This is a genomic window from Loigolactobacillus zhaoyuanensis (assembly GCF_003946385.1).
In the GTDB taxonomy this organism is placed as follows: Bacteria; Bacillota; Bacilli; order Lactobacillales; family Lactobacillaceae; genus Loigolactobacillus; species Loigolactobacillus zhaoyuanensis.
Genome location: NZ_RHOE01000035.1, coordinates 1 through 26,133 on the forward strand (window position 1 = coordinate 1; position 26,133 = coordinate 26,133).

The 26,133-nt window shown below is 41.6% G+C and carries 32 protein-coding genes, 1 tRNA gene and 1 rRNA gene; 10 read left to right on the forward strand and 24 right to left on the reverse strand.

Annotated features, from left to right (window positions below; translation table 11 throughout):
- The 4 genes from EKM76_RS08060 to EKM76_RS08075 form a co-directional block, all read right to left on the reverse strand.
- Positions 1 to 60 (reverse strand): 16S ribosomal RNA (locus EKM76_RS08060); the annotation flags it as partial.
- A gap of 503 nt (positions 61 to 563) precedes the next feature.
- The gene (locus EKM76_RS08065; protein WP_125550179.1) at positions 564 to 944 is read right to left on the reverse strand and encodes a hypothetical protein; all 381 of its coding nucleotides are present in this window, start codon (positions 942 to 944) and stop codon (positions 564 to 566) included.
- A gap of 48 nt (positions 945 to 992) precedes the next feature.
- Entirely contained in the window at positions 993 to 1,364 is a 372-nt protein-coding gene (locus EKM76_RS08070) for a CvfD/Ygs/GSP13 family RNA-binding post-transcriptional regulator (RefSeq protein WP_125550180.1), read from the reverse strand.
- Positions 1,365 to 1,540: 176 nt separating this feature from the next.
- Positions 1,541 to 2,125 carry a peptidylprolyl isomerase gene (locus EKM76_RS08075; protein ID WP_125550181.1) on the reverse strand — a complete coding sequence of 195 codons (585 nt, stop codon included), beginning with the start codon at positions 2,123 to 2,125 and terminating at the stop codon, positions 1,541 to 1,543.
- Positions 2,126 to 2,341: 216 nt separating this feature from the next.
- Here EKM76_RS08075 and EKM76_RS08080 point away from each other — a divergent pair, with 216 nt between their 5' ends.
- The 3 genes from EKM76_RS08080 (at position 2,342) to EKM76_RS08090 (ending at position 4,685) form a co-directional block, all read left to right on the forward strand.
- On the forward strand, positions 2,342 to 3,334 hold the full coding sequence (locus EKM76_RS08080; protein WP_125550182.1) for an NAD(P)/FAD-dependent oxidoreductase: 993 nt from the start codon (positions 2,342 to 2,344) through the stop codon (positions 3,332 to 3,334).
- Positions 3,335 to 3,339: 5 nt separating this feature from the next.
- Entirely contained in the window at positions 3,340 to 3,843 is a 504-nt protein-coding gene (locus EKM76_RS08085; RefSeq protein WP_125550183.1) for a phosphatidylglycerophosphatase A family protein, read from the forward strand.
- Between the two features lie 188 nt (positions 3,844 to 4,031).
- Positions 4,032 to 4,685, forward strand: coding sequence for a VTT domain-containing protein (locus EKM76_RS08090; protein WP_125550184.1), 654 nt, complete (start codon positions 4,032 to 4,034; stop codon positions 4,683 to 4,685).
- Positions 4,686 to 4,718: 33 nt separating this feature from the next.
- Here EKM76_RS08090 and EKM76_RS08095 read toward each other — a convergent pair whose 3' ends face one another.
- The 14 genes from EKM76_RS08095 to EKM76_RS08160 all read right to left on the reverse strand — a co-directional run bounded on the left by EKM76_RS08095 (position 4,719) and on the right by EKM76_RS08160 (position 16,100).
- The gene (locus EKM76_RS08095) at positions 4,719 to 5,366 is read right to left on the reverse strand and encodes a TIGR01906 family membrane protein (RefSeq protein WP_125550185.1); all 648 of its coding nucleotides are present in this window, start codon (positions 5,364 to 5,366) and stop codon (positions 4,719 to 4,721) included.
- Positions 5,354 to 6,124: a TIGR01457 family HAD-type hydrolase gene (locus tag EKM76_RS08100; protein ID WP_125550186.1), complete on the reverse strand. Its 771-nt coding sequence runs from the start codon at positions 6,122 to 6,124 to the stop codon at positions 5,354 to 5,356. Before EKM76_RS08100 ends, EKM76_RS08095 begins: the two co-directional genes overlap by 13 nt.
- 32 nt (positions 6,125 to 6,156) lie before the next feature.
- Positions 6,157 to 6,765, reverse strand: coding sequence for a YutD family protein (locus EKM76_RS08105; protein WP_125550187.1), 609 nt, complete (start codon positions 6,763 to 6,765; stop codon positions 6,157 to 6,159).
- Positions 6,766 to 6,773: 8 nt separating this feature from the next.
- Positions 6,774 to 8,156 carry a bifunctional metallophosphatase/5'-nucleotidase gene (locus EKM76_RS08110; RefSeq protein WP_125550188.1) on the reverse strand — a complete coding sequence of 461 codons (1,383 nt, stop codon included), beginning with the start codon at positions 8,154 to 8,156 and terminating at the stop codon, positions 6,774 to 6,776.
- Between the two features lie 490 nt (positions 8,157 to 8,646).
- Positions 8,647 to 8,886 carry a hypothetical protein gene (locus EKM76_RS08115; RefSeq protein WP_125550189.1) on the reverse strand — a complete coding sequence of 80 codons (240 nt, stop codon included), beginning with the start codon at positions 8,884 to 8,886 and terminating at the stop codon, positions 8,647 to 8,649.
- Positions 8,887 to 8,969: 83 nt separating this feature from the next.
- Positions 8,970 to 9,578, reverse strand: a complete 609-nt coding sequence (locus tag EKM76_RS08120) for a metallophosphoesterase (RefSeq protein WP_125550190.1) — start codon at positions 9,576 to 9,578, stop codon at positions 8,970 to 8,972.
- Positions 9,579 to 9,773: 195 nt separating this feature from the next.
- Positions 9,774 to 9,845: transfer RNA gene (locus EKM76_RS08125), tRNA-Asn, on the reverse strand.
- Positions 9,846 to 10,015: 170 nt separating this feature from the next.
- Complete coding sequence (locus tag EKM76_RS08130) at positions 10,016 to 10,321, reverse strand: hypothetical protein (RefSeq protein ID WP_125550191.1); 306 nt, start codon at positions 10,319 to 10,321, stop codon at positions 10,016 to 10,018.
- A gap of 5 nt (positions 10,322 to 10,326) precedes the next feature.
- Positions 10,327 to 10,869, reverse strand: coding sequence for a GNAT family N-acetyltransferase (locus tag EKM76_RS08135; RefSeq protein ID WP_125550192.1), 543 nt, complete (start codon positions 10,867 to 10,869; stop codon positions 10,327 to 10,329).
- 383 nt (positions 10,870 to 11,252) lie between these two features.
- On the reverse strand, positions 11,253 to 11,600 hold the full coding sequence (locus tag EKM76_RS08140; protein ID WP_125550193.1) for a hypothetical protein: 348 nt from the start codon (positions 11,598 to 11,600) through the stop codon (positions 11,253 to 11,255).
- A gap of 93 nt (positions 11,601 to 11,693) precedes the next feature.
- The gene (gene rihA, locus EKM76_RS08145; protein ID WP_125550194.1) at positions 11,694 to 12,629 is read right to left on the reverse strand and encodes a pyrimidine-specific ribonucleoside hydrolase RihA; all 936 of its coding nucleotides are present in this window, start codon (positions 12,627 to 12,629) and stop codon (positions 11,694 to 11,696) included.
- Positions 12,630 to 12,945: 316 nt separating this feature from the next.
- Positions 12,946 to 13,656: a ribose-5-phosphate isomerase RpiA gene (gene rpiA, locus EKM76_RS08150; protein WP_125550195.1), complete on the reverse strand. Its 711-nt coding sequence runs from the start codon at positions 13,654 to 13,656 to the stop codon at positions 12,946 to 12,948.
- A 42-nt stretch (positions 13,657 to 13,698) separates the two neighbouring features.
- Positions 13,699 to 14,658 (reverse strand): nucleoside hydrolase, encoded by a 960-nt coding sequence (locus EKM76_RS08155; RefSeq protein ID WP_125550196.1) that lies wholly within the window; start codon positions 14,656 to 14,658, stop codon positions 13,699 to 13,701.
- Positions 14,659 to 14,867: 209 nt separating this feature from the next.
- Positions 14,868 to 16,100, reverse strand: coding sequence for a NupC/NupG family nucleoside CNT transporter (locus EKM76_RS08160; protein ID WP_125550209.1), 1,233 nt, complete (start codon positions 16,098 to 16,100; stop codon positions 14,868 to 14,870).
- 287 nt (positions 16,101 to 16,387) lie between these two features.
- Here EKM76_RS08160 and EKM76_RS08165 point away from each other — a divergent pair, with 287 nt between their 5' ends.
- From EKM76_RS08165 to EKM76_RS08175, 3 genes are all read left to right on the forward strand, one after another.
- A complete protein-coding gene (locus EKM76_RS08165) occupies positions 16,388 to 17,815 on the forward strand; it encodes a glycerophosphodiester phosphodiesterase (protein ID WP_125550197.1) in 1,428 nt (475 codons plus the stop codon).
- 28 nt (positions 17,816 to 17,843) lie between these two features.
- Positions 17,844 to 18,308 carry a GNAT family N-acetyltransferase gene (locus EKM76_RS08170; RefSeq protein WP_386794889.1) on the forward strand — a complete coding sequence of 155 codons (465 nt, stop codon included), beginning with the start codon at positions 17,844 to 17,846 and terminating at the stop codon, positions 18,306 to 18,308.
- Positions 18,309 to 18,392: 84 nt separating this feature from the next.
- Positions 18,393 to 18,734, forward strand: coding sequence for an ArsR/SmtB family transcription factor (locus EKM76_RS08175; protein WP_125550198.1), 342 nt, complete (start codon positions 18,393 to 18,395; stop codon positions 18,732 to 18,734).
- 103 nt (positions 18,735 to 18,837) lie between these two features.
- On the opposite strand, the gene EKM76_RS08180 is transcribed toward EKM76_RS08175, so the two are convergent.
- The gene (locus EKM76_RS08180; protein WP_125550199.1) at positions 18,838 to 19,491 is read right to left on the reverse strand and encodes an HD domain-containing protein; all 654 of its coding nucleotides are present in this window, start codon (positions 19,489 to 19,491) and stop codon (positions 18,838 to 18,840) included.
- Positions 19,492 to 19,493: 2 nt separating this feature from the next.
- Complete coding sequence (locus EKM76_RS08185; RefSeq protein ID WP_125550200.1) at positions 19,494 to 20,057, reverse strand: GNAT family N-acetyltransferase; 564 nt, start codon at positions 20,055 to 20,057, stop codon at positions 19,494 to 19,496.
- Positions 20,058 to 20,165: 108 nt separating this feature from the next.
- Here EKM76_RS08185 and pepV point away from each other — a divergent pair, with 108 nt between their 5' ends.
- The gene (gene pepV, locus EKM76_RS08190; protein WP_125550201.1) at positions 20,166 to 21,569 is read left to right on the forward strand and encodes a dipeptidase PepV; all 1,404 of its coding nucleotides are present in this window, start codon (positions 20,166 to 20,168) and stop codon (positions 21,567 to 21,569) included.
- Positions 21,570 to 21,680: 111 nt separating this feature from the next.
- Here pepV and EKM76_RS08195 read toward each other — a convergent pair whose 3' ends face one another.
- From EKM76_RS08195 to EKM76_RS08205, 3 genes are all read right to left on the reverse strand, one after another.
- Positions 21,681 to 21,986: a hypothetical protein gene (locus EKM76_RS08195; RefSeq protein WP_125550202.1), complete on the reverse strand. Its 306-nt coding sequence runs from the start codon at positions 21,984 to 21,986 to the stop codon at positions 21,681 to 21,683.
- An 88-nt stretch (positions 21,987 to 22,074) separates the two neighbouring features.
- Complete coding sequence (locus tag EKM76_RS08200; protein ID WP_125550203.1) at positions 22,075 to 22,254, reverse strand: hypothetical protein; 180 nt, start codon at positions 22,252 to 22,254, stop codon at positions 22,075 to 22,077.
- A 48-nt stretch (positions 22,255 to 22,302) separates the two neighbouring features.
- On the reverse strand, positions 22,303 to 22,761 hold the full coding sequence (locus EKM76_RS08205) for an ASCH domain-containing protein (protein WP_125550204.1): 459 nt from the start codon (positions 22,759 to 22,761) through the stop codon (positions 22,303 to 22,305).
- A 133-nt stretch (positions 22,762 to 22,894) separates the two neighbouring features.
- Here EKM76_RS08205 and EKM76_RS08210 point away from each other — a divergent pair, with 133 nt between their 5' ends.
- Entirely contained in the window at positions 22,895 to 23,332 is a 438-nt protein-coding gene (locus EKM76_RS08210; RefSeq protein WP_225417901.1) for an alanine acetyltransferase, read from the forward strand.
- Positions 23,333 to 23,360: 28 nt separating this feature from the next.
- On the opposite strand, the gene EKM76_RS08215 is transcribed toward EKM76_RS08210, so the two are convergent.
- Positions 23,361 to 23,609 carry a hypothetical protein gene (locus EKM76_RS08215; RefSeq protein ID WP_125550206.1) on the reverse strand — a complete coding sequence of 83 codons (249 nt, stop codon included), beginning with the start codon at positions 23,607 to 23,609 and terminating at the stop codon, positions 23,361 to 23,363.
- 138 nt (positions 23,610 to 23,747) lie between these two features.
- Between EKM76_RS08215 and EKM76_RS08220 the strand changes: the two genes are divergently transcribed.
- On the forward strand, positions 23,748 to 24,713 hold the full coding sequence (locus EKM76_RS08220) for a biotin--[acetyl-CoA-carboxylase] ligase (protein WP_125550207.1): 966 nt from the start codon (positions 23,748 to 23,750) through the stop codon (positions 24,711 to 24,713).
- Between the two features lie 110 nt (positions 24,714 to 24,823).
- The gene (locus EKM76_RS08225) at positions 24,824 to 25,924 is read left to right on the forward strand and encodes a baeRF6 domain-containing protein (protein WP_125550208.1); all 1,101 of its coding nucleotides are present in this window, start codon (positions 24,824 to 24,826) and stop codon (positions 25,922 to 25,924) included.
- Positions 25,925 to 26,133 lie beyond the last annotated feature (209 nt).

Consider the following 26,133-nt stretch of genomic DNA (forward strand, 5'->3'; position numbering starts at 1 on the left):
TTGCATGTATTAGGCACGCCGCCAGCGTTCATCCTGAGCCAGGATCAAACTCTCATATAAAATGAAAATTGATTGCTCAATTGTTTTTGTTGCTAGCGAGTTATAATTCAAATTGAATTGACTTCGCAAATGTTTGCTTTACTTCGACCAGTCCGAAAACCAGTAAAAAATAAAGACCCTACACATTTGATTTGTCGAAACTTTGTTCAGTTTTCAAAGATCTACTGTCGTTGCTCAACACAACTTAATTAGTTTAGCATGACGGATAAAATCTGTCAAGAACTTTTTTGGATAAATATTCAAGCTAGTTAAAACTAATTTAGCTATACCTTGTTAAGCCAAGCTTCCCTTCTGCATGTTTATGCAGGAAGAGATGTATAACTCAACAAGTGACAACTTTAATAGTTTATCAAGTTCAGCAAGCCGTGTCAATAAAAAGTTTTAAAAACTTTTTTCAACGTTACGCGCCGTAACTGACAACAACAAATACTATATCAACATTTAGCCGCAGCGTCAAGCAAAAGATTAATTTAATACCTGTAGTGGATTACCTATCGATCGTCTTAATTAAAATGTGGTACACCGCTCATATCAATTTGCTTTAACAAGCTACGTAGCTCTTTTGGATGTTCAAATGTATATCCGTGCGCCTGTAAAGCAACGATATTCTCTGATACTTGTGTTGTCGCCAATGTACCCCATTCAAATATAAACAATGAAATATTTTTATCTTGAATAACCACATTACTAAGTTCATCTAACCGCAGATCAGTCACATCTATTCCCAACTGATTCTTGAACAGCCCTAAAACACTTGCCAGTGGTGTTAATGCTGTTTTCTGTTCAGTCATTATCAAATGGTACTGATTTGCAGCTTTATTTACTAGAAATTTAGGTGCGCCAGCTCGATCGATCAACATGATCGTTCCCGCGATTTGCTTCATGATAACTCTCCTTGTCCTTCACAGAATAGTTGTGCTAAACGGTTTGCGCTATTCGTTAACTAGTTCTTCAAGCGCCGTTGCCACCCAGATAGGCAATCGCTCCGCAATCGGCTTAAAGCCTGTGTGCTCGTCACGGCTGGTCCAATAATATTTACGTCGATAACGTTCCGTAGTAGTTGGGCTTTCCACCAATGTTCGCCGCGACAAACTGATTTTATGCGTAAATTCATCAATATCTAGGATCTGCACCTTGATCTGCTGACCAATGTGTAAAATCTGGTGAATATCTTTGACATATCCGTGTTGACATTCAGAAATATGGATCAGTCCCTGCGTTTCTTCATCAAGGGCAATAAAAGCGCCATATGGCTGGATCCCGGTCACGGTTCCCTCGATAATATCACCAATATGATAAGTCATTTCAGTGCCTCCTTCATTAATGTCATTGATATTCTGGTAACGCTCATATTAAAAAGTAGCTGATCTAACATGTCATTATAGCCAAGCCGACGGTACCCTGCAAGTTAACCATAAAAAAATAGCGCGGTGATCAGGCTACGTAAGTCCGATACCACACTATTTCAGCTTAATTTAAATTAATCAGTGATCGTTACGGCTTCCATAACAATATCGGTTACTGGCTTATCCTGCGTATCACGCTTAGCTTGGCTAATTTTTGCTACGGTATCTAACCCAGATAATACTTGGCCAAACACGGTATGGCGATGATCCAACCAGGGAGTACCACCTTTTTTGTATTCAGCAATGATCTCATCTGGATAACCAGCACCTTGCATCTGTGCGATCATATCCGCTGGAACATTTTGATTAGTTACAATGAAGAATTGACTGCCGTTTGTGTTAGGACCAGCGTTGGCCATTGACAAAGCGCCATTCAAATTAAAGACTTCATCGGAAAATTCATCAGCAAAGGGCCCGCCGAAACTACTTTCGCCACCAGCACCAGTCCCAGTTGGGTCGCCACCTTGAATCATAAAATCAGGAATCACTCGGTGAAAAGTGACACCATTATAGTAATCGTTTTTGGCTAGGGCAATAAAATTAGCCACCGTTTTTGGTGCTTGTTCTGGAAAAAGTTGAACCACGATATCACCAAGATTAGTTTTGATCGTTGCTTTTGGTCCAGTCACTTCATTTAATGCGACTTGAGGATAGCTCATTTTTTTGACCTCCGTTGATGCTAAGCAGCCATATTAACTGGCGTTAACTCAGCAATTGTTTTTTATTATTACGCAGTCATTATTATAACATGAACTAGCGATTCCTTCTTAGAAAATTATCACCAGGCCGACCTACCGACTCTTGTCCTTACCTATTACTTTGTGCTAGAGTAGCAATTATTAATAAGTTCACCATATTAAGGAGGAGACAGGATTTTGTCTGAGTCTGAACATATTTATGATATTACCGTGATCGGTGGCGGCCCAGTTGGCATGTTCACCGCATTTTACGCTGGTATGCGCCAGTTAGATACCTTAGTCGTTGAAAGTCTACCGGAGCTTGGCGGTCAAGTCAGCACGCTTTATCCAGAAAAAATGATCCGTGATGTGGCTGGTTTTGCTGGCATTAAGGGTGCGCAATTAATTGACGCCTTGCATAATCAAATGACCGTGTTCCCCGATTTTGCGCCGACAGTTGCAACTAACGAAGAAGTGACTGCCATTACTAAAGACGGCGATACCTTTACCTTAACCACGACTAAAGGTGAACGTAAAAGCCGCAGCATCGTCGTAGCAATCGGTGGCGGCTCCTTTGCCCCACGGAAATTGGCCATTGATTACGATCAAGCTTTAGAAAATCAACGTATTTTTTATTTTGTTAAAAATGTGGCTGATTTTGCCGGCAAAACGGTGGCGATCGCCGGCGGTGGTGATTCCGCCATTGACTGGGCGTTGACCTTAGAAGGTATTGCCAAAAAAGTCTATTTGATTCATCGGCGTGACCAATTCCGCGGCTTAGAATCTAGTGTCGAACGCTTGCATCAAGGGAGTGTCGAATTAATGACGCCTTACTTGATCGATGGTATCACTAATGATGCGGAATTAACTTTAGATCTCAAACGGGTCAAAAGTGAAGAACACGCCAATCTAGCTGTCGATGCGCTATTAGTTAATTATGGCTTTACAGCTGATAACCACGCTTTGCGCAACTGGAAGCTACCATTAGATCACCGCTTATTGAAAGTCGATGAAAATATGGAAACCAGCATCCCTGGTATTTACGGTCTTGGCGACTGCATCACCTATCCCGGTAAAGTCAAATTAATTGCCGCTGGCTTTGGCGAAGCACCGACTGCTATTAATGATATTGCAGTTAATTTATATCCTGAACGCCGGCAACCTTTACACAGTACACAATTGGAGCATTAATTAAAATGACACCTAAACAAACTAAGTTATACGAAACGACTTTACAATTATTGACACAGCGCGGTGTCACCTTGGAAGACATCGCTGATCTCGTCATGTTTTTGCAAAAAGATTACATTCAGCATTTAACACTGGCTGAATGTCTTACCAGCGTACAAGTCGTCTTACGTAAGCGAGAAATTCAAAATGCGATCATGACTGGTATTCAACTAGATCTACTCGCCGAAAAAAATCAGCTAATGACACCACTACAAGAAATTATCGAAGCCGATGAAGGGCTTTACGGCATCGATGAGGTCATGGCTTTAAGCATTGTTAATGTTTATGGTTCAATCGGCTCAACTAATTATGGCTATATTGACAAGATTAAACCAGGAATTCTAGCTAAGTTAAACGCACATGAACCTGGCATCATTCACACCTTCCTTGATGACTTGGTTGGCGCAGTAGCCGCAGCGGCTGCCAGTCGCTTGGCTCATGCTCATCCCGAATTAGAAGACAACTACTAAGAAAATCGGACTAAACCTTTATCTGCGGCTTTAGTCCGATTTTTTTAAATTCCCTATGCCAAGACCTATTTTTCCGGTATACTAGCTAGACCAAACCAATTAACTAAATAGGAGCCTGTCCCGCTGGCTGATTTTTTGACTGAGCGCGGATAATCTTTTACCACTTTACCCACGAAAAGGAGACAGTAATGCCCCAATTAATTGATTTTATTTTACACATCGACGAACACTTGGTGACCATCGTCAATCAATTCGGTAATTCTAGCTATTTGATTTTATTCCTGATGATCTTCATCGAAACCGGCGTCGTGATTTTACCATTTCTACCTGGTGATTCATTACTATTTGCCGCCAGCGCGCTTGCAGCTAACCAAGCATTTAACCTGAACATTTGGTGGCTAGTGATTATTTTCTTTGCGGCAGCCGTACTCGGCGACAGTGCCAACTATGAAATCGGTAAGCGCGTTGGTCTCGCGGCCAGTAACCATTCATTTTTTGGTCGCTTTCTTGATCAGAAGAAATTGACGCAAGCCGAGGCCTTCTTCAATAAACATGGCGGTAAGACAATTGCGATTGCCCGCTTTATGCCATTTATCCGCACATTTGCCCCATTTATTTCCGGTGGTAGCCACATGAATTATCGGAAGTTCATTCACTATAATTTACTGGGTGGCTTTTTATGGGTTGCACTGTGTTCCGGTGCTGGCTTCTTCTTTGGCAATATTCCGCTGGTTCAAGATAACTTCTCCTTGGTAGTATTAGGTATTATTGGCATCTCTTTACTACCAATAATTTTCACCTACCTCCGAAATCGTTTCAATCACAAACCAGAATCACTATAGAAAATAGCGTTGCTACCAAATTTGGCGGCAACGCTATTTTATTTGATTCAGTGCTCGCCGACCAATTAACCAACCGATCAGCAAACAACCTTCGAACAAAATAATTGCTAGAATAAAGCAATGCATAAAGAATTCTTCCGGTAAGACAATAATAATTGGATCAGTTGCTGGATCAAACAACCAATCAGAATTACGGAAAAGCACCTGATGAAAATCAGTGAAAAACGTCTGAAAATTGGCTAGTAGCAATAATAATAGCCCAAATGGAATCATCGCCATCACCGTAACCGGCCGGATCATTTGCCAAAGTAATTTTTGTCGCCGTAGCTGCCGCAGAAAATAAACGCTGATTGGCGTAGTTACCAGTAAAACTAGATTATTGACTAGAACCAGCTGCTTCACATCAGCAAAATGCTGAGCGCCGGCATAAGAACTGGGAAAATCGCTCATTTGTAAATGTTGGATCCACGGAAAAAGTACATAAGCGATCATTTGATGGTAATTGTGCATTAAGCGTGCGACGGTCATTGGCACATCAGTTAAAATGCCCAATACATGCACATCTAAGCGGTATAACCAGGTCGAGCTAAACGTCAGTAAGATCACCCAACTTAGCAAGCATAAAAATAAGCAAGACCAATATAGGCTGCGTTTAATTCGATAACCCGCTAGACCTCCCATTGATCCAAGCTCGTAATTTCATAAGTTGGTTTAACCGCCACTTTTTCGATATCAGCTGGCTTCGAATAACCGGTATAAACCAATAACGTATCTACGCCAGTATTGATCCCCGCCATAATATCCGTATTGTAATTATCACCGACCATGATTGCTTCTGATTTGTCCAAACCAAAATGAGCCAACGCCGATTCTAACATGATCGGTTCTGGTTTACCGACATAAGTTGCACGTTGCTGGGTCGAACGTTCAACTAAGGCAATCACTGAACCTGCTCCTGGGACTAAACCGCGCTCGTTAGGCAAGTTAGTATCTGCATTAGTACCAATAAATTTAGCGCCACGTTGAATCGCCAGCGTCGCCTTCTCAAACTTACGATACGTCACATCCCAATCTAGCCCAACCACCACATAGTCTGGCTTATATTCAGCAAACGTAAAACCTTGATTAAGTAACGCCTGTTTCAGGCCTAATTCGCCGATTGCATAGACAGTCTTGCCTAAGTTTAACCGCGTTAAATAATCTGCCGTTGCTAAACCAGCTGTGTAAACATTCTCTGGCGCGATCTGCATATCATAATTAGCCGTTAAATTTCGGGCAACGGTTTCTGGTGTTTGCGTTGTATTATTAGTCAGAACCAAAAAAGGGATCCCTGCGGCTTGCAGCCGAGCAATAAAACGGGCCGCTGCTGGAATCTTTTCCTTGCCTCGATATAACGTACCATCTAAATCAATAAAATAAGCCTTGTATTTCTTCTGCATGCTGATTACTTATTCCCTCCACATATAGGCGCTTAATGTACTTTTTTGGTTGTTTTTTGATTCCGGATCGTAAAATGTCGTTTACGCGCTGTTTTTTCATTCGTTTCCGCACGTAAGTTTTTCTTTTTCAATGGATCGACCTGTTCGCGCTGCTCACTAGTATGCGCTTGTTGCCGCCGGCGCGGTGTCCGTGAGCGCCGTTTTTTAGGTGCAGAACTAGTCGTCTCACGTTTGGGTGTCCCAATGCGTTGCAATACAAAATAAGCGCAACCGAAATTACAATATTCATAGAGATAATCCTCTAACGTCGTAATTAATTGGTCACGGTGGGCCCGCTTATTATTTTCGGCATAAAAGCCTTTTAGCCGCAGTTGTTCATAGCCCCAATCACCAACTATATAATCATATTTAGCTAGAATATCGCTAAAACGCGCTGCCAGCTTATCTTTATCAAAACCCTCATGATAATTAGTCACTAATTCATAAGGCCGGCCATCAATGGTCAGCATCGTGGCCGACTCCATTAAAACACGCTCTACTTCTGGTGTTTCATCGGCTTGCGCAGCTGCTGCAATCTCTGCTGCCACATTGATCGTTGCCGGCTTTTCAGCTGATTTAGTTTGTTTTTTATCAGTGTTCATTGTACACCTCACTTTAGCTCGTTACTCTTCAAATAATCTGCAATGGCATTACGCAAAACACCTGGAAAAAGCACTTCAGTCGCGCCCATAATTTCAATGGTCGGGAAAAACGGAAAGTATAAATACGTATCCACTGCCGCTAACGTATAAATCCGCTCAGGCTCTAGTGGTTGACCACACCATGTAACCGTCCGCTCAGCGGGGTCCCAGTGCAAGCCCTGATAAACCATGTCGCCAAATAACTTACCACGAAAACCCAGTCCATGCAATTTAAAATGGCGTAAAAATAATCGAGTTTTCTCAATTTCTTGCACCAAGCGCCAAATATCATAGCCATGTAACTGAACACGTAATAAATGCATGCTGTGTGGCAACGCTTTGTGCAGGTCGTCTGCAGTTAATATTCCCTTTTTAAACGGCGCAAGAAAAATTCCGGTATTTAGCAAAACAACATCCGTTCCAGCAGTTTGGGCTACTGCGTGTAAAGCTAATTGCATTTGCGGCGAATTACCGATTGGTTGTGTGGTTAAGGTTTGCGGTAATGTTGCAATCTTTTGTCGCTTTAATTGCTGGTGTCCGCTACGCCGATAGCCGGCAATTTCCGCTGCATCACCTGTCGCTACTGGTAAGTCTCTTGTTTTAACCACACTAGCACGCTCGGTTTGCACCTGATGTTGATCATCGATCGTCAATGTAATGTGACCAATATATTGCCCATAACGCCCTGCCGCCGCCAACAATGAATCTCCGACCAGTAGGCCATTCACCAACAAATGATGCGTATGGCTACCGATGATCACCGTCAGTGCTGGATAATTTTTGGCCAACCATTTATCAACATCTAAGCCTAGATGTGACAGCAAAACTAAAACATCGGCTTTACCCGTTAATTCCGCTAGTAGACCTGGCAAAACTTGTTGGGCTAATTTAGGCTCCCATCCATTCGGCCGATAAGTCGACAGATAAGGGGCCGTTAACCCAAATAAAGCGATCCGCGTACCCGCAGCCGTCGTAATAATTTTAGTGCGCATAGCCCATTTAGGTTGTTGCCCGGTTTCACGATCCTGTAAATTGGCTAAAACCACATCAAAATTGGCCTGATCATAAAGCTGATTCAGCTGCGCCTGCGAATTGCCGATCCCCTCATTATTACCGATCGTCACCGCATCGTAACCGATTTGATTAAACAAAGCCACATTTGCACGACCATCCGTTGCCTCAGTCAACGGGTGAACCCGATCCATTGCATCGCCAATATCAAGTGTCACCACCGTTGCGCCAAGTTGCCGCCACTTTGCTTGTTCTGCTAGTAACCAGCGGCGAATTCGCGGCCAATGTTCTAAATGTGAGTGTAGATCGTTTGTATGCAAGATATGGATACTTTCCGTCATTACCGTGACTCCTCTACTACACGAAATTGGTTGTTTATTGGTAAAAAACACCAATAAACTTTGATGTTCCGGACGATGACATTCTTGTGGCAAAATACGCGCCGCAAGAAACATGGCTCTACTACACGAAATTGGTTGTTTATTGGTAAAAAATACCAATAAACTTTGATGTTCCGGACGATGACATTCTTGTGGCAAAATACGCGCCGCAAGAAACATAGCTCTACTACACGAAATTGGTTGTTTACTTGGTAAAAACACCAATAAACTTTGACGTTCCGGACGATGACATTCTTGTGGCAAAGTACACGCCGCAAGAAACATGGCTCTACTACACAAAATTGGTTGTTTATTGGTAAAACTGTTCACTATGAGCATGGCCTTAAATCTTGGCTTATAAAATAAACGCTGACGCTTTTGTTATCTATTTTACGCTATCAACTGAATAAATGTTAGCTTAGCGTGAAAAATCATTTCAAACAAACGACAACTAGTCTGTTTGACCATATTGCTGAAATAACCGTTTGATCGCTAAAACTTGATCAGCCTGTAGTAATGGCAATAGTTGGGGAAACAGACTGTATTCCAGGTAGGCCAAGGTCATCTGACCTGTCTGATATTTTAATATGGCTAATTGCAAAAGGTCAGTCACTGCTTGTTGATTTTCCGGCAGTGCACGCGTGACAACTGCTTCTTGAAATTTGACCAAAGATTTGGTTGGTACTACCATATTCAACCCTCCATGAGCTAACTTATTTTAAGTTAATCATAATTGAGTCAAGATTAAAAATCAATGTGATTACTAATAAACTGTTAATCTTTTCCATTTGCAAGCAGCGCCTGCTTTTTATGGTAGATTTCAAATATTTCCGCTACAGATAATGGCGTCCCAAACGGTATTTTATTGGCTAATAGTTCTAACTCAGGGGCATCAACACCAACGTTGATGTTCTCAGCAATCGGCACACTTGAATGGTGAATGTGGCCATGTAAATTTATCGTTTGTTTCGTGATTCCCATCATTAAAGGATAATGAGTCATAAAAAATTGAAAATGATCAGCCTTGATCAAAACGCCAACATCATGAAATTGAAATTTAGGTCGGTCAGGGCCTAACAACGAATTGTGCTTAGCCAAAAATTTAAATAAAGCTCGGTTATCGTGATTACCTTTAATAAGTACTAATTGGCCATTTAATTGCTGCAAAATCGTTAAAACCTCTTCATTGCTTGGATAGTTGCTGGGATGCATAGCGATATCACCTAAATGATACACAACATCCCGATCAGTCACTCGCTGATTCCACGCAGTTATAATTGCTTGATTCATTTCCGTTATTGAAGAAAATAGACGCGGTGCAAAATCATTATTACCCAAGAGTTGCTCATGGAAAAAATGTGTATCTGCTGTAAAGTATTGCATTAAGTCACCCACTTTTTAAATCATCTATATTTAGCATAACCTTAATGCCTTAAAAAAGCAGTGAATTAGTTTAAATTTACTACTCACCAAGAATATTGTAGATAAATTAGCATAATAATTGTTTATAAATTGTTAAAAAAATAGGCGTCAAGCCAGAGTAACTCCTAGCTTAACACCTATTGACGACTAGCTTGACTGTCCAGGCTGGGTTCGAACCAGCGACCTACGGTTTAACAGACCGGTATTCTACCGCTGAACTACTGGACAATTAATAAATCAATACATAAATTTATACCATATTATCCTCATTATTGCAAAAAAATTTTAAACAAAATTTCAGTGATTTATTATATTAATGGATCAAACTGCTGGTGCTAAGCGTTTTATATATAATTGTTTCTGTGATTTTTTATTTGTTTGTTTTAATAAATCAATCACTAGCCAATGTGGTTTTCACGAATGATCGTATGATACTCTGTTTCACTTTGTGTGCCTACTTCAGGCAGCCATTCTTGCCATTCAGTAAAATTCTCCGGTGGCAATGTAAAATGTGCATTTAAATAGTCCTCATACGCAGCCACCGCCGTTGAACGTGGAATATTTAACTGAATAATGCGGACCTGTTTAATCAATCCATGGATTGCTGCAAGTTCAGCGCGACCGTTCATAACCATATTACTGATGTCAAAATAGGTGGTGCCGTCAATTCGTGTAATTTCTTGAATTAAATCAATTGTAATCAAAGTCACTATCTCCTCATGTCTAAATCACGAATACAGCTATATAGGTCAACATCACTCAACCCACTACTTGTTTGTTCGTAGCACCGCAAGCGGCCTTCTTTTTGAAAATAATTATGTTGCAAAACACGGCTTGAAGCAATATTTTCTGGTAAAACAAAAGCTTCTAAACGTTGCAATGATAAACGCTGAAACGCATCCTTTACCAACGCGCCGACCGCTTCAGTACCCAGTCCTTGTCCCCAAGCAACTGTTTGTAGTTCATAGCCAATCTCAGCTCGTTGCAGTTGCCAATTAATTTCGTTATATCCACAAGTACCAATCAAGCGCTGTTGTTGCCAAATTCCGTAACGAACTGCACTGCCATCGGCAAAAGCTTGTGTAAATAAATCTACCATTTGTTCAGCTTCGGCCAACGATTGCATCGGTTCAATGTTCATAAACCGAGTTACTTCAGGATCAGACCACAGCTTCAATAAAACTGGTAAATCCGTCACCGTAAGTACGTTCAATTCTAAGCGTGTGGTTTTCAGGTTCTTTGCTAATTGCATTTCTTCGCCTCACATTCAATAGTCTATTTTAGAATGTTTTTCAGCGCTTGCCAACCCTTTTAACCAATCACTATTTAAAAAAGCGCACAAAAATAACCACTGTCTGCGGAACAGTGGTCGGCATAAGAGAGAAAGAGAATTGATTTAAAGGTAATGATGAAATACCTTACAACATGAATATACCAGTTTGCTTATATCGTGTCAACGATTTTTTGAAATGGCTTTCATAATTGCAAAAGTAAAAACGCCTACTGGGTGTGTTGTAGACGTTTTTGCTTTTGTTAGAGGAAATAAATAAATGGTTACCTACAAGATAACACGAAAATGTTAATTAATCTACCTATTTCTTAATTTAAATTGATGCTTTCTAATCAAAATCAAATTTAATCGTTATCAATCAAATCATTATCCGTATTTATCGCTAGTGGTGCTGTTAGCTTAAAAGTCTGTACAAACGTATAATTACGCAGCTTTTTAAAGTTATTAGCTAGTAACTCATACTGATTTTCGGTGACTTGCGTAATATAATAACCAGTAACATATTTACCCTGATATTCAACTTTTAAAGTTGTTTTATTTGGTGTGGGCACACTAGTCTGATTAAAACCAACCCGGGATATGCTGGCTTTATCAACGGGAATCAGGAAAAATAAAAGTGCGCTTTTTGCCTCAGGATCATCTTTGTTGATCAACTCACGTAAGTCAGTTTCATTTGTGACTGTTATCTGCATATTCAAACCGCTTTCTTAAAATTCCACAATCGTGAAATAACTTAATTTTCCCAAATACCTATCACCAGCATAAATAGTTAAATCTATTCTAGATCAAGCGAAAGTTTGCAAACATTTCGCTAGTAAATCAACAAATTTTTCACGGTCAATGTCTAATAAAACTTCCGCATTAGCTGGTTCACCAGTTAATTCATAGTAATCAACGATCGTTTCGCCACGAGTCAACTTGCCTGTCGTTTCAATATCTAATGGCCGTTTTACACTTGTAAACATTTCTGGTGCGATCAGCCACGCTAACGTACATGGATCATGAACTGGAGTGCCTTTGAAGCCCCACTTAGGCTGGCTATAATAAATATGATAAAAATCTAATAAATCAGCGATTGCCAGCGCCACCGGGTTATTGAGCTCACGAAAAGCGATTACGTCTGCTGGCAAGATTTGCGCCTTATGAGTCACATCTAAACCAGCCATCACTAATGGAATAACCGCATCAAACACAATTTTAGCTGCTTCCGGATCCACAAACATATTAAATTCAACCTGTGGCATCCAATTACCGAGACCCATAGCGCCACCCATAAACACAATTTGTGATATTTTCGACTTCAACTCTGGATGAACGGATAAGAATAATGCAGCATTTGTCATCGGCCCAGTCACAACCAACGTCACAGGTACTGTACTAGCGCGTAATGTCTTAGCAATTAATTCTACTGCCGTAATCGATTGTGCTGCAAAACCAGGTTCTGGTAAAGTCGCACCATCTAAGCCAGTCTCCCCATGAACACTTGCAGCAACTTGCAGATCTTGTAGCAGCGGTTTTTGATTACCACCAGCTACTGGAATATCCGTTTGACCTAAAAGTGTTAGCATTCGCAAAACATTGTTCAACGTTTTTTGTGGCGTTTGGTTACCAGCTGACGCGGTCACTGCTAATAAATCAATTTCCGGTGACGCAACCGCCATCATCAGCGCAATCGCGTCATCATGCCCCGGATCACAATCTAGAATAATCTTTTTTACCATAGTATTTCCCCTCTATCTCACTATTAAGGTTACTTTTTGTCCCAAAAAGTTTTCCATGTTCGCGGCGATGGCCATTCAACTAAAGTTCAATTCGCTAAGTTGAAACATGGCTCTATCTCACTATTAAGGTTACTTTTTGTCCCAAAAAGTTTCCCATGTTCGTGGCGATGGCCATTCAACTAAAGCTCAATTCGCTGAGTTGAAACATGGCTCTATCTCACTATTAAGGTTACTTTTTGTCCCCAAAAAGTTTCCCATGTTCGTGGCGATGGCCATTCAACTAAAGCTCAATTCGCTAAGTTGAAACATGCACGATTTAGCCTTGAATATCGCGATAATCAGGCCGTTCAGGCGCGTTTAAAACTTTAGGGCCATCTGCGTAACCAACGATAACCGTGTTGACAACATTTAAAAATAAACCGTGTTCGACAACACCAACTTGTTGGTTGAGGTAGCGTGCCAATTGGAAAGCATCGTCAATTTGACCTAGATGTAGATCGATCACGTAATTTTTTGAGTCAGTTAAGATACGTTTGCCGTTTGCTTCCCGGAAAGTGGGTTGTAAGCCGTTAGCAGCCAAGCGTTTGAATAGTTGCTGGCTACCATATGGGATCACTTCTAATGGCAGCGGAAAACTACCTAATTGTGTTGCCATTTTTGATTCATCAACGATCCACATATTACGCTTAGAATTAACTGCCACGATTTTCTCAAATAAATGCGCAGCACCACCGCCTTTAATTCCCTGAAAGTCGTCATCGATCTGATCGGCGCCATCGATTGTTAAATCAATTTGGTCGACTTCATCAACTGCTTTGATCGGAATACCAAGCTGACGGCCTTGTTCAGCTGTTCGATCAGAGGTTGGTACACCAACAATTTTCAAGCCTTCGTTTGCAACACGCCGACCTAGTGCATCAACCATAAATTTAACGGTACTACCCGTTCCTAGTCCTACTACCATACCGTCTTGAACATAAGTTGCAGCTAGATCGCCAACCATTTTTTTTAATTCATCTTGTGTCATCATTTATTCCCCTTATTCTATAATTATTAAAAGATAACTTGCTTAATGCTGGGCAAATAATGCTGTTAATCGGTGCATAAACCGCTTCAAGTACGTTGGCACATCCACATTAACGGCCACTTGAACGTTAGTTGTTGGTACATTTAGTCGCTCAACATCACCCACTGTACGGGCAGCAAAAGGTGCATCCGTTTCAACCTTCATATTCAGGCCAATAGTCTGAACTAAGCTAGGATCTATCGCTACACCCACGGCCAATGGATCATGGAGTGCACAACCATGCAATTGTGGATTTAATGCGGCATAGGCATCGATGTAATAGTCAACAATATCGGCAAAAGCAATACTAGACTTGGTCCCTAGATCACGCCACAACTGTGTTTCTTGCTTTGTTAACAAAGTTCGTAAAGTCACGTCTAAGCCCACCATGGTTAAACTAAGTTGGCTGCGCAACACTTGATCAGCGGCGGCTGGATCCTGATTAATGTTAGCTTCGCCGACTTCAGTTACATTACCTGGTACAGTCAAGGCACCACCCATGAAGGTCACATTGCCAACCAAGGCAGTTAATTCTGGCGCTTGTGCTAAGGCAGCAGCCAAGTTAGTCATCGGCCCCGTCGGCACAATGATCAAATCATCGCCATATTGACGTGCAGACGCAATCATGAAATCAACCGCTGCTGTCGCTTCTACTGTCCGCTGTGGCTGCGGCAGGTTAACTTCGCCAATACCATTGACGCCGTGAATATCCTTGCTAACTTGCATCACAGCAAATTGATCTGTCGTTGAGGAATGTGACAAGCCTAAATAAACAGGAATATCCGTACGTCCCAATAATTCAAGGATCTTTAGACTGTTTTGACCCGCTGCTGTTGTGATCACGTTACCATATATACTGGTGATACCAATAAGATCCACTTCTTCGCTAGCCAACGCATACGCGATCGCTAATGCATCATCGATCCCCGTATCTAAATCAAGGATCATTTTCTTTCGCGCCATCTCTACTCCCTCTTTCGTTGATAATACCTACACTAATTGACTATTTCTCCATGCGCTGATCACGCTAGTCGTACACAAAAATCATAGCATAGCCCTTACCTGATTTCAATCAGCACAGAAAGCGCTTCATTGAAAATCGATAAATAAAAAGCTAGCCTTACGGCTAGCTTTTAGTGAAGATGATCTTATTTTAATAAAACGTTCTCGTGCTACCAAACAAAGACGCCGACGATTCCGGCTGATAACAAAGAAACAAGGATTCCAGAAAGTAATAGGTACCCAACATTAGCTGAGATCAAATCATTCTTTTCCTTATCTACGATACCTTTGAAGGCACCAATGACCATTCCAACCGTTGAAAAATTAGCGAACGAGGTTAGGAAGACCGTTAACATTGCTTTAAAATGTGGTGCGTAATCGTTGATCGTTCCAGTCACTTTACCCATGACCACAAATTCATTAGTAACTAATTTAGTTCCCATGAATTGGGCAAATTTGAAAGCATCGTGAACATCCAACCCTGTTAACCAAGCAAATGGGAACATAATGATCCCTAGAATATGTTCTAAGGTCAGCCATGGATTAACTAGCATCAGGATCTTATCGATCAAGGCAGCCAGAGCAACGAAGGCAATTACGTTAGCTGCAATGATCAGAATTAAGCGACCAGCACCCAAAATAGAATCGCCTAAGAAAGAGAAAAATGGTTCCCGCTTAGCTGGCGTGCCTTCTGTCTCGTCGGTTGCATTACTATTGCTACCTGACATCTTGGCAATTGTATCTTCTTCAGGTGTTACGGTTAATGGATTTAGCAAATTCGTCACAATAATAGAATTGATAATATTGATCGGTACCGCAGTCAGAATATATTGACCGGGCATCATTTGGGTATACGCCCCTAAAATTGATGCGGTCACACAACTCATCGACATCATAGCCAAAGTTAAATCACGTTCAGCTCTCATTTGCTTCAATTGTAAGCTAGAAACAGCTAAGGCTTCAGTATTGCCCAAAAACATCATTTCAACGGCAAAAAACGATTCAAACTTAGGTTGGCCGGTGATGACAGCTAACCCGCGGCCGATCCATTTAATAATAAAAGGTAACACGCCGATATAGGTTAAAATATCAAATAATGGCACGATCATCAGGATCGGTAATAATGCGCTGGTAACAAAATCCATGCTCTTGACATGGACCCAACTTGATAAGGCAAATGCGATCCCCTCATAAGCCACATCAACTAACCAGTTAAATCCGTCAGCGGCACCCTTAACAATTTCCGTTCCAATTGAAAAACTAGTAAAGAACCATGCCAGAACGACATTGATAACTAACATTAAAATAATGGAGCGCCACTTAATATTGCGTCGGTTTTTTGAAAACGCGAACGCAATAGCAAGAAAGATAAAAATTCCGACAATATTGACAACTAAGTACATCCCATATCCTTCTTTCATTTATGTTTACGGTAATACTGGTCGGTCCTCCCCTCGATACTTGAGCAGTAATCTGAAAATAGTATACTAGAAAAACAAAAGGAAATACAGTCCTTTTCCATTGTTAGTTGAGTTTACATTCAATTTGCAAATCGGCTATACTATTACAGTATATTGTCGCTATTTATTTAGTCGAATATTACGGTGCTATTTAATCAGCGCTCGTTCTAGCTTTATTTTAGTGTTTATCCCCAATTCAAAAATGTCTTAATCGTTAGGAATGTGATTCTGTGCAACAAAAAAAATTATTGCGCTCATATAGATTACTGTTGCGTCTATCGTTATACTTGAGTGCTTTTTTCATATTTAGCGGTTTTACAGTAATTGGTCATCGTGGTGATCCTTTGGCCGCACCTGAAGAAACGTTTCAAAGTTTCAATGATGCATTTGCCGCCGGCGCCCGCTATGCCGAACTCGATCTACGTGAAAGTCAAGACGGAACTTTAGTGATCGCCCATGATGCGAATCTAGAACGGATCAGCGGTCAAGATATTAGTATTAGTAAGACTAATTTTGCCCAGTTACAGCAAATTACACAGAATAATGGTGAATCCATCCACTCACTGGCTGAGTTATTTGCTGAATATCAAAATCAACCACAAGCGCGTTTTGTTTTAGAAACTAAGAAAAGTAAAAAAAATAAGCCTACTGACATGGAGGCTAAGGTAGCCGCACTAGTCCAACAATATCACATGGAAAATCGTGTACTAGTGCAGTCCTTTTCTGCCGCTAGTGTGGAATCATTTAGTCAGCTATTGCCAACTGTGCCCCGTTATTTGATCGTTAACGAGCTCAGTGACCTTAACTTTGACACAATGCCCTACCTGACTGGTATCAATCTTGATACCGCCTTAGCGACACCCACATTTTTGCAACAAATGCATACGTTAGGCAAAAAGGTACTAGTGTGGAGCGATATGGATGAGCAGGCGGACGCATTGGCAAGCACTAGTCTAGATGATATTGATGGTATTGTGACTAATTATCCTCAGTTAGCCAGTGACTACGATCAAGCTAAGCGCGGTACACACCTTACTGTACTAGATGCGACTGCTGCAACTGTTTCTGCAACTCATCGTGTGGACAGCGCCACGAATCCCTACTTAACTTGGACTGCAGCAACACCGTTAGCGGCACAACAAACTTATTCACTGAATAGCTTAGTGACTAGCCCACAACACACTTACGCCGCGGTAAACGCACAACGCTGGGTCAATACCGACTATTTAAATTTCGGTAGCGATGCTTTATTAGCGGCACCTTATCTTGCTGGCAAAGTCAGCCTTAAACCTCAGCAAATAAGCTATCCACTAGTTGCCAGTCCGAGTCAGCCCCAACAAATCACTGGTCGGCTGCAAGGTAGCCAAAATGCCACCATTACCGCGGCTAAATTAATTAACGGCCAGCTTTGGTTTGAATTAGATCAACAAGGCTGGCTACCAGCTGAACAAACACTGATCACTTTAGCTGGAGCCGAACAAGAAAATCAATATCAGCAATTATTACCCTGCGCCAAGCTGACTGACCTTAAACTTCCTAATTTCAGTGACTATTTAAGGTCCCCGGTTAAAAATTTGCCTTTAAGCTTGTTGCAACGATCACTGTTAGCACCCAAACCAATTTATTTGCAGGCTCAATTTAATCCAAAAAATAATTGATCGAAATAATAACCTAGGAGGCTTTATTTTGCAAATCCGTCAGGTTCGACCCACTGATCTAGCTGCCTTAATTAAAATTGAACAGGCAGGCTTCACTTCCGCCCAAGCAGCAACAACTACTGCATTCAAAACACGTATCGCTACCATCAGCGATACTTTTCTAGTCGCAACTGAGCAAGATCAAGTCGTTGGCTTCATTAACGGCCCAGTAATTAGCCAGCTTTATTTAACTGATGATCTATTCACGACTACGCAACCAAATCCAAATCAAGGTGGCTACCAAAGCGTATTAGGGTTAGCGGTTGCCCCAGCATGGCGTAAACATGGCGTTGCGCGGCGCTTACTGATCGAATTAGCCACACGGGCTCGTAGCCAACAACGCCAAGCAATAACATTAACCTGCGAACAACGGTTGATTCCTTTTTATGAAGCAGCTGGTTTTGACGATCATGGTCAATCTGCTTCTACGCATGGTGCCGGTTATCTGGTATAATATGGTTCAAACGCTCTAATGATTCCTTAGTTTGAGCGCCAACTGGCAATTGCCTATACTAATGCTCACTGAGGAGGCCCTTTTGTGAAAAATCCCGTTACTTCGACTGAACTAGTCACCGCGGTTCAAGCGGCCATCCCGGACGAAGCAGTTCTAGACCATATCACAACTTTGTTTAAAGTATTCGGTGATAAAACGCGCGCGCGGATCTTATATGCGCTGTTTGAGTCTGAACTTTCCGTTTCTGGTCTAGTTGCTGTATTAGATATGTCACAATCATCGGTCTCGCACCAATTACAAACACTTAAACAAGCCGGCCTCGTAAAAAATCGCCGCGCTGGCAAGGCCATCTACTATTCTTTGGCAGATCATCATGTCATCAATATCTTCGGTCAAGTCATCCAACACGTTAATGAAAAAAATTAAAAACAGGGCTGTGACGTTATTTCAGTCACAGTCCTGCTTTTATTTCTGAAAATTATGGGTCAAACATGCACCACAAAACACGCTCATTTATTTTTAAATACTGCTAACTTTCACCCTGCCATTCAGCTTTAAACTCATCTAGAAATGTCAACATTACCTGCTGCCGCTGCGCAGCTATTTTTTTAGCGCTCGCGGTGTTCATACTATCCTGTAACAGAAGTAGTTTTTCATAAAAATGGTTGATCACTGGGCTTTGTTTGCGGTACGTCGCCTTGTCTAATTGCGTCCGCGGTTTGACGGCTGGATCGTATAACGGTGCGCCAGTATGCCCACCATAATAAAAAGTTCGCGCAATACCGATCGCACCGATCGCATCGAGCCGATCGGCATCTTGAACGATTTGTCCATTTAACGGCAATTCTTGCTTTTGGTCTAAGTTTTTACTAAATGACAATCGATCGATGATCAACCAAATTTCGTTCTGATCGGCTGTGCTGACCTGCTGTGCGCCCAAAAAATTGCTCAAAGCTTGGCGCGCCTGTTCAACATCTGACACCACTTTATCATCGATCACATCGTGTAACGTTGCGGCCATTAATGGCACAAAAGCAGCCACTTGTTCTTGCTGGCATAAGGTCGTTGTTAAGTGAACGACGCGCTGTATATGATCCACACTGTGACCACTATGATCGCTCCCCAAAACTTGTTGCATATAAGTGGTAGCTGCTGCTAATTGCTGTTGTTGTAACTCATTCATCCTCAATTGACTCCTTTAAAATATTGTTCGCGTGTAATGGCGTGTAAACAGCCATCGACAAAATGATGGCGGATAAAGCTAGTTTGCTGGAGTAGTCCTTCTTGTTGCATCCCTGTGGCCAGCATCACCTTTGCGGAGGCCTGATTTGCGGGTTCATGTAGTGCATAAAGCCGCTGAATACTGGTTTGCTGGAATAATATAGCAATTAAAGCATGCAAACTTTCCTGCATATAACCTTGATGCTGATAACTAGGATGCAAAACAAAGGCTAAACTTGCTTTACGATTATATTCATCAAGGTTCTGCAACTGCAGTGTCCCAATTAATAAATCATTGTCCCGTAATGCAATTCCATATTGTCCAGCCGGATGGGCCATAAAAAAATCTAAAATTGTATTTTTGCTATCTTCTAGACTATGATGGACCGGAAAAATATAATCAGCCGTGGTTGCATCACTGGCATAAGCAAACATTGCGGCCGCATCCGCTAGCGTCACTGGTCGCAATTTAACGCGTTGACCATTAATTATCGGCAGCTTGAGTAACTCTTGTACTAAAATTCCCATTAATGGTGCTCCTTTTCTAATCCAAGCGACTTTTTTAATTACCCGATCAACTAAATATGATACGCTGATAGTGTCTATTTTATCTTAATTGAAAGCAGGTGCAATAACATGACAATTGATTGGGAAAAAGAAGTACAACAACGTGAACCAGAAATGCTGGCTGATCTTGCTACCTTGATCGCGATTGATTCTTCACGTGATGATGAACATACAACCGCCAGCGCGCCTTTAGGTACAGGCCCACGGGATGCATTGCTTAAAGTTCTCTCGTTTGGTGAACGTGATGGTTTTACCACTAAAAACATTGATAACTTAGCTGGCCGCATTGAATATGGCGCCGGTGATGAAGCACTAGGTATTTTTGCACACATGGACGTCGTGCCCGCTGGCGATGGCTGGACCACCGAACCCTTTAAATTAGTCGAGCAGGATGGTAAATTAATTGGCCGCGGTACTAGTGACGATAAAGGCCCCTCCGTTGCAGCATATTACGGTTTAAAAATTGTCCGCGACCTTGGCTTACCGCTTAGTAAAAAAGTCCAATTGATTTTCGGTACTGACGAAGAATCTGGCTGGGCTGGACTGAATCGTTATCAAGAAACGGAAAAAATGCCTGATTTTGGTTTTTCACCAGATGCAGAATTTCCAATTATTAACGGCGAAAAAGGTATCACCGATTTAACTATCCAATTTCCAACTCTGGCCCAAAGCACAGCTGCAGCGCTGACGCTAGAAAGTTTCACTGCTGGTCTGCGTAGCAACATGGTGCCACAAAACGCTACTGCCGTTATCACCGGTACAGCTGATTTCACCGCTGAATTTGATGCCTTTTTGACAGCCAATCCAGTTACAGGTCAACTAAAACAAACCGCTGATCAAATTACCGTAACGATCAACGGCAAGGTCGCCCATTCGATGGCTCCTGAAGATGGCATCAATGCCGCAACTTATTTGGCCGCTTTTTTGGCTGATTTGGCGCTTGATCAAGCAGGTAAAGCTTATGTGACTCTGATCAAGGACTATTTCCATCAAGCGGATCGCGGGCAACATTTAAATATTGCCCATACTGATGATATTATGGGCGACTTGACCGCTAGCCCTGACTTGTTCCACTATCAAGCGGGCAAGACGCCTGATTTACTATTAAATGTTCGCTACCCTAAAGGCATTGATGCAGCTACGATCATTGAAAATATCCAGCAAACACTAGCAACTTACCAAGTGAAAATTACAGCTAGTGCTCATTCAATGACACCACATTACGTATCGCCAGATGATCCGTTGGTCGCTACGTTACTATCTGTTTTTGAGGCGCGTACCGGTAAACCTGGTCACCAAGCCGTTGTCGGCGGCGGTACTTATGGACGCTTGCTTAAGCGTGGCGTTGCCTTTGGTGCCCTTTTCGACGAAACTAAAAATGTGATGCACCAAGCAAATGAATATACTTTGAAAGCTGACTTCTTAAAAGCAACAGCCATTTATGCACAAGCTATCTATGAACTGGCCAAGTAAAAGTTAAGTGATAAACGCCTAGAAATAGGCGTTTTTATTTCTGCTTATTTAAATTTTCCAAGCATACAAATAGCACTCCTTATGAAGTGCTATTTTATTAATAGAAACATTTTATTTTAATTTAGCAGCGACCGCATCAATAAGTGGCTGCACTTTATCGAGATCATCATCACACTCAAAGTAAGCTGCATGATAAACGTCACGGATCGTTTGGTCGATCAATGGATAGCGGCTATCAAAAGCTTTGGCTTCATAGCTACCATCTGCTTCAACAACAAATACGACACACCCAGCAGCAATTTTTCGATCATGCGTAAATGTTACTGGTACCGTCATTTGCTTTGGATCTGGTGCGGTCGCATTCCAGTGTGATTTAATTATCGTAGTAACGCTGTTAGCACATTGTTCATAATCCATTTTAAGACCCCTTAAAATTATTATTACACTATAGTTCTTAATAGAGTAAAAAAGCCGCTCAACTTTTAAATTGAACGACTTGCCTGCATTAACGCGAAATGACAACCACTAATAACATTGCGCTATCAATATTGTCAGGGCTATTGATCGGCGTTATTTTAATGTCAACTAATTCCCGGTCTTCATCGCTAATATCCAATAATACTTTGTTTAAACGTTTTTCTAACTCTTGGGTATAGGTTGTAAAAACTTTACTTTGATAATGCATTTACTTGCGTGCTCCTTCTAATAATATTATGCTAACTGAGTAGTTTACTTAATAATGATACAACAGCATAAACCGTTCTAACAAGACCAAAGTTTGCTCGGTAAACGGCTCATGTGTCGTAGCTAGTTCCTCGGTAAAAAACTTTTTGTGCACTTGGCGCCAATAGGCCAAGGTTCGATCACCTTCACCTTCAGCAAAGGCGTGATCAGCACTAACATCACCAAATGGCACTAAATCTACCGCAGTTGTACGAATAATGGCAACTGCTTGCTGGTGACCGTCTAAAATAATACTGTATTCGCCAACTTGTGGTAATGGCATATTGGTCAACTTATATAGGATATAATTTGATGCGGTGGCAGTTTTTTTTCGCTTAATAACTAAATTAGCTAAATCATCGGCCATTTGCGGATTTGCACCAAACGACCAGGCATCAAAGCCACTTTTAACTTCAGGGTGCTCGGTGGTAAAAGTCGTCCACATTTTTATTGCTGATTCATTTTCCATATTGCTGCTCCCTCATTCCTAACCTAATTATAGGAAATTGCGGCGGCTTTGACAATCAACGATTTGATTTTGCGCCAACAATATTTTAAAGTAGAGGCGAATAATTTTGATAAAATTTGAACATTACCATCCAATGATGAGTGCAAATTATACATTAGATTGGCTGACTCAAACACCTTTAAAAACGATCCATGCAGCAATTCCAACGGAGCGTTCAATGACCGAAATGGCCCAAGTGATCAGTCAAGCGATGCAATTGATCATGCATAATCAAGCGTTGATCTGGGGGATCGTTAAACGGACCGACCAACAATTTTATGGTGTTGCCAGTCTATCGATCAATCTTTCTGCACAACAAGCTGATTTAAAATTTATTTATCGACCCGAGCGCTTAACGCAAGCTGCACGGGCGGAAATCATTGACTATTTAGCTGCCTTCACTTTTGCAGAATTAAAATTAGCTCATTTTAGCGTTAATTTAGATAGTGCGGATGCCGAGTTGCGCCAACGATTATTAGCGCAAGACTTTATCACCACTAAACAACCTTTGAAGCTAATAAAAAACAAGTAACTTCTTTTTAAAAGTCACCTGTCAGCGGTTACAGAAAGATTCTTAAATTACGCTTATTGATTACGATCGTTTCAGCACGTGTTTGCTTATGGTGTTGGCGAAGTAAATGTTTAACAAGTTGCTGTAATTTACCGTCATCTTCGTTTAGCTTAGCTAGCACATCTGTGTTGATCTTAAGCACTAGCTTCACTTTAGTGTTTGGCACTTCTACCGTGACTTGCTTTGTCTTCAAATCAGCTGGATCAAACTTATGTTGCAGAAAGTCTTGCCACGTCACAAAAAAGCCCCCTTTTACTTCATTATAGACCATTTAACATAATAAAGGTTATGTTAACTTGATATTATTTTTATATTGTCAATTAACTTTTTTCCAGCTAAGCTTAAATTGAAACTTTTCACGAATGGAGTAACGCCGATGTCAACTCAAGAAAAACTATTGACCCTTTTGATCGAGCAACCTTCTAAATACCTTTCCGGCGAACAATTAGGCCAAGCTTTAGGTATCTCACGCACGGCAGTCTGGAAAGCAATTCAGGCTTTAAAAGTAGCTGGCTATCAGCTAGAAACTAAGCCTCACCAAGGTTACCGCTATCAACCAACCGATTTATTAAGTGCGCCGCTAATTCGTCAAAACCTTGACGCAACATTAACTGATTTACCATTGAATATTTTTAAAGAATTGGCGTCCACCAATCAATCAGCAAAAAAAGCCGCTGCAGAAAACAGTGTTAGTCCGCAAATTTTTATTGCTGACCAGCAAACTGCAGGCTACGGTCGCTATGGTCGGACTTTTGTATCACCTGAACAAAGCGGTATCTATTTATCGATTCTGTTGCGGCCAGACCAACCATTAACTGATGTTGGTCTGCTCACAACGGCAGTGGCCATGTCAGTTTTTCGTGCTATCAAGGCGACCACTGGTATTTCCGTTGATATTAAATGGGTCAACGACTTGTATTATCAAGGTAAAAAAATTTGTGGTATTTTATCGGAAGCCATCACTGATTTTGAAAGCCAGCAAATCAGCCACTTAGTGATCGGTATTGGTTTAAATTTTGCGGATTCAACTGTGATCCCTGCCGAGCTACAGTCCAAGGTGGGCGCCCTTTTTCAGCAACAGCCACCGATCACTCGTAACCAACTGATCAGTGCTATTTTGAATCAATTTTTCCAACTCTACCAAACTTATACCCAAGGTGAATTTTTAGCCGAATACCGGGAACATTCCTTATTAATTGGCCGGAACGTCACTTTGCAACAAGGTCAACAAAGTATTACTGGTACAGTCAAAACAATTAACGCTACTGGTGAGCTAGTGTTGACCACCAGTACCGGCTTACGTAGCTTCAGTTCTGGTGAAGTCACAAAAGTTCATTTCTGATCCAGCGGCCGATAAGTATCAAAGTGGCATCTACGACCGACAACATGATAAGCTGAAATTATCAAGTAACCATTACTTAATATCAACAGTCAATCTGAGGAGGTACGCTTATGACCACAACTACTTTTACTGATTTGAAAACATTACTCAATGAACTTGACCAAGGCCCGTTCGTTTCAATTTATTTTGAAATGGCTCCGGCACGACAAGCCGATAAAAATCGTCTAACGATCAAGCAGCTTTATAAAACAGTCGCCCAACAATTTAGTGCTGACTTTCCTAATTTATCGTGGCAACCTTACGAACAACAATTAACACCTTTACTGACTGATATCCCCTACTGGCAAGATGAGCTACCCACCAGTTTTGGCATCATTACTAGTGCCGCCCATACTACATTATTGCGCTTAGATACTGCCGTAGCTGCGCAGGCTTGTGTCAGTGGCTGGCCTAATTTATTACCCCAGATCGCAGCGCAACAATTAGCGTTTAATTTCGATTTGCTCTGCCTTAATCGAGACAGTTTTCAGCTTTACCAAGTCAATGCAGGCATTGCTGAACCCATTACATTGCCAGAAGAAGCCCCAACCACGTTGCAAAAAGCGTTAGGGACTGAAGTCAGTGGTGGTGACCTTAACTTTCATTCCCACGCTGGTGGCCATGGTGAACACGCCAGCTATCACGGTCATAATACCGCAGATGCGGAACGTGAGATCGATCACCGTAACTATTACCAAGCCGTCGCTGACTATTTACGTGAGACCACGACAAAACGGCAACGGGCACTGGTGCTCTTCGCCTTAACTGAAAATCAAAGCTTGTTCCGCCAGTTAGCGCGTAATCCTTATTTAGCTGAACATTTAACGATCGAGCGTTCGCCGCTGAACTTAACCAATGGTGCATTAGCGAGTGAACTTGAACCGTTACAAACCGAGTGGCAAGCAGAATTATTGGCGATCGTACGTGAACGTTATGATCTGGCAGTCAGCCAAAAATTAGTGACTACCGAGCGTGAAGAATTGCGCACTGCAGCACTTGCCGGACAAATCGACACCTTACTAATTGATCGTGAATCGATTACAAGCCCAGCTGCTGATTGGCTACTGGAGATCTGCGACCAAGTTTTACGTTATCAAGGTCGGGTCAGAATTTTCCCAACAGCTGACTACCCGGCAAATGAATCAGTAGCAGCGATTAAACGTTATCGCTAAACGACACTATAACTGAATTAATTCCGAAAAAAGACTACCGCTAATGGTAGTCTTTTTTGATTCCCAAATTGTCAAATCAAGTGCAACAGTATCGACCTATTCTTATAAATTGGTATAGTTAATCATCTAAATCAATGAATAGTTCACTGGCGCAGTTGTAGTTCAAGCTCCGACGTGGCCGGTGGTTAAGCGCGTCTTGGATTCCTTGG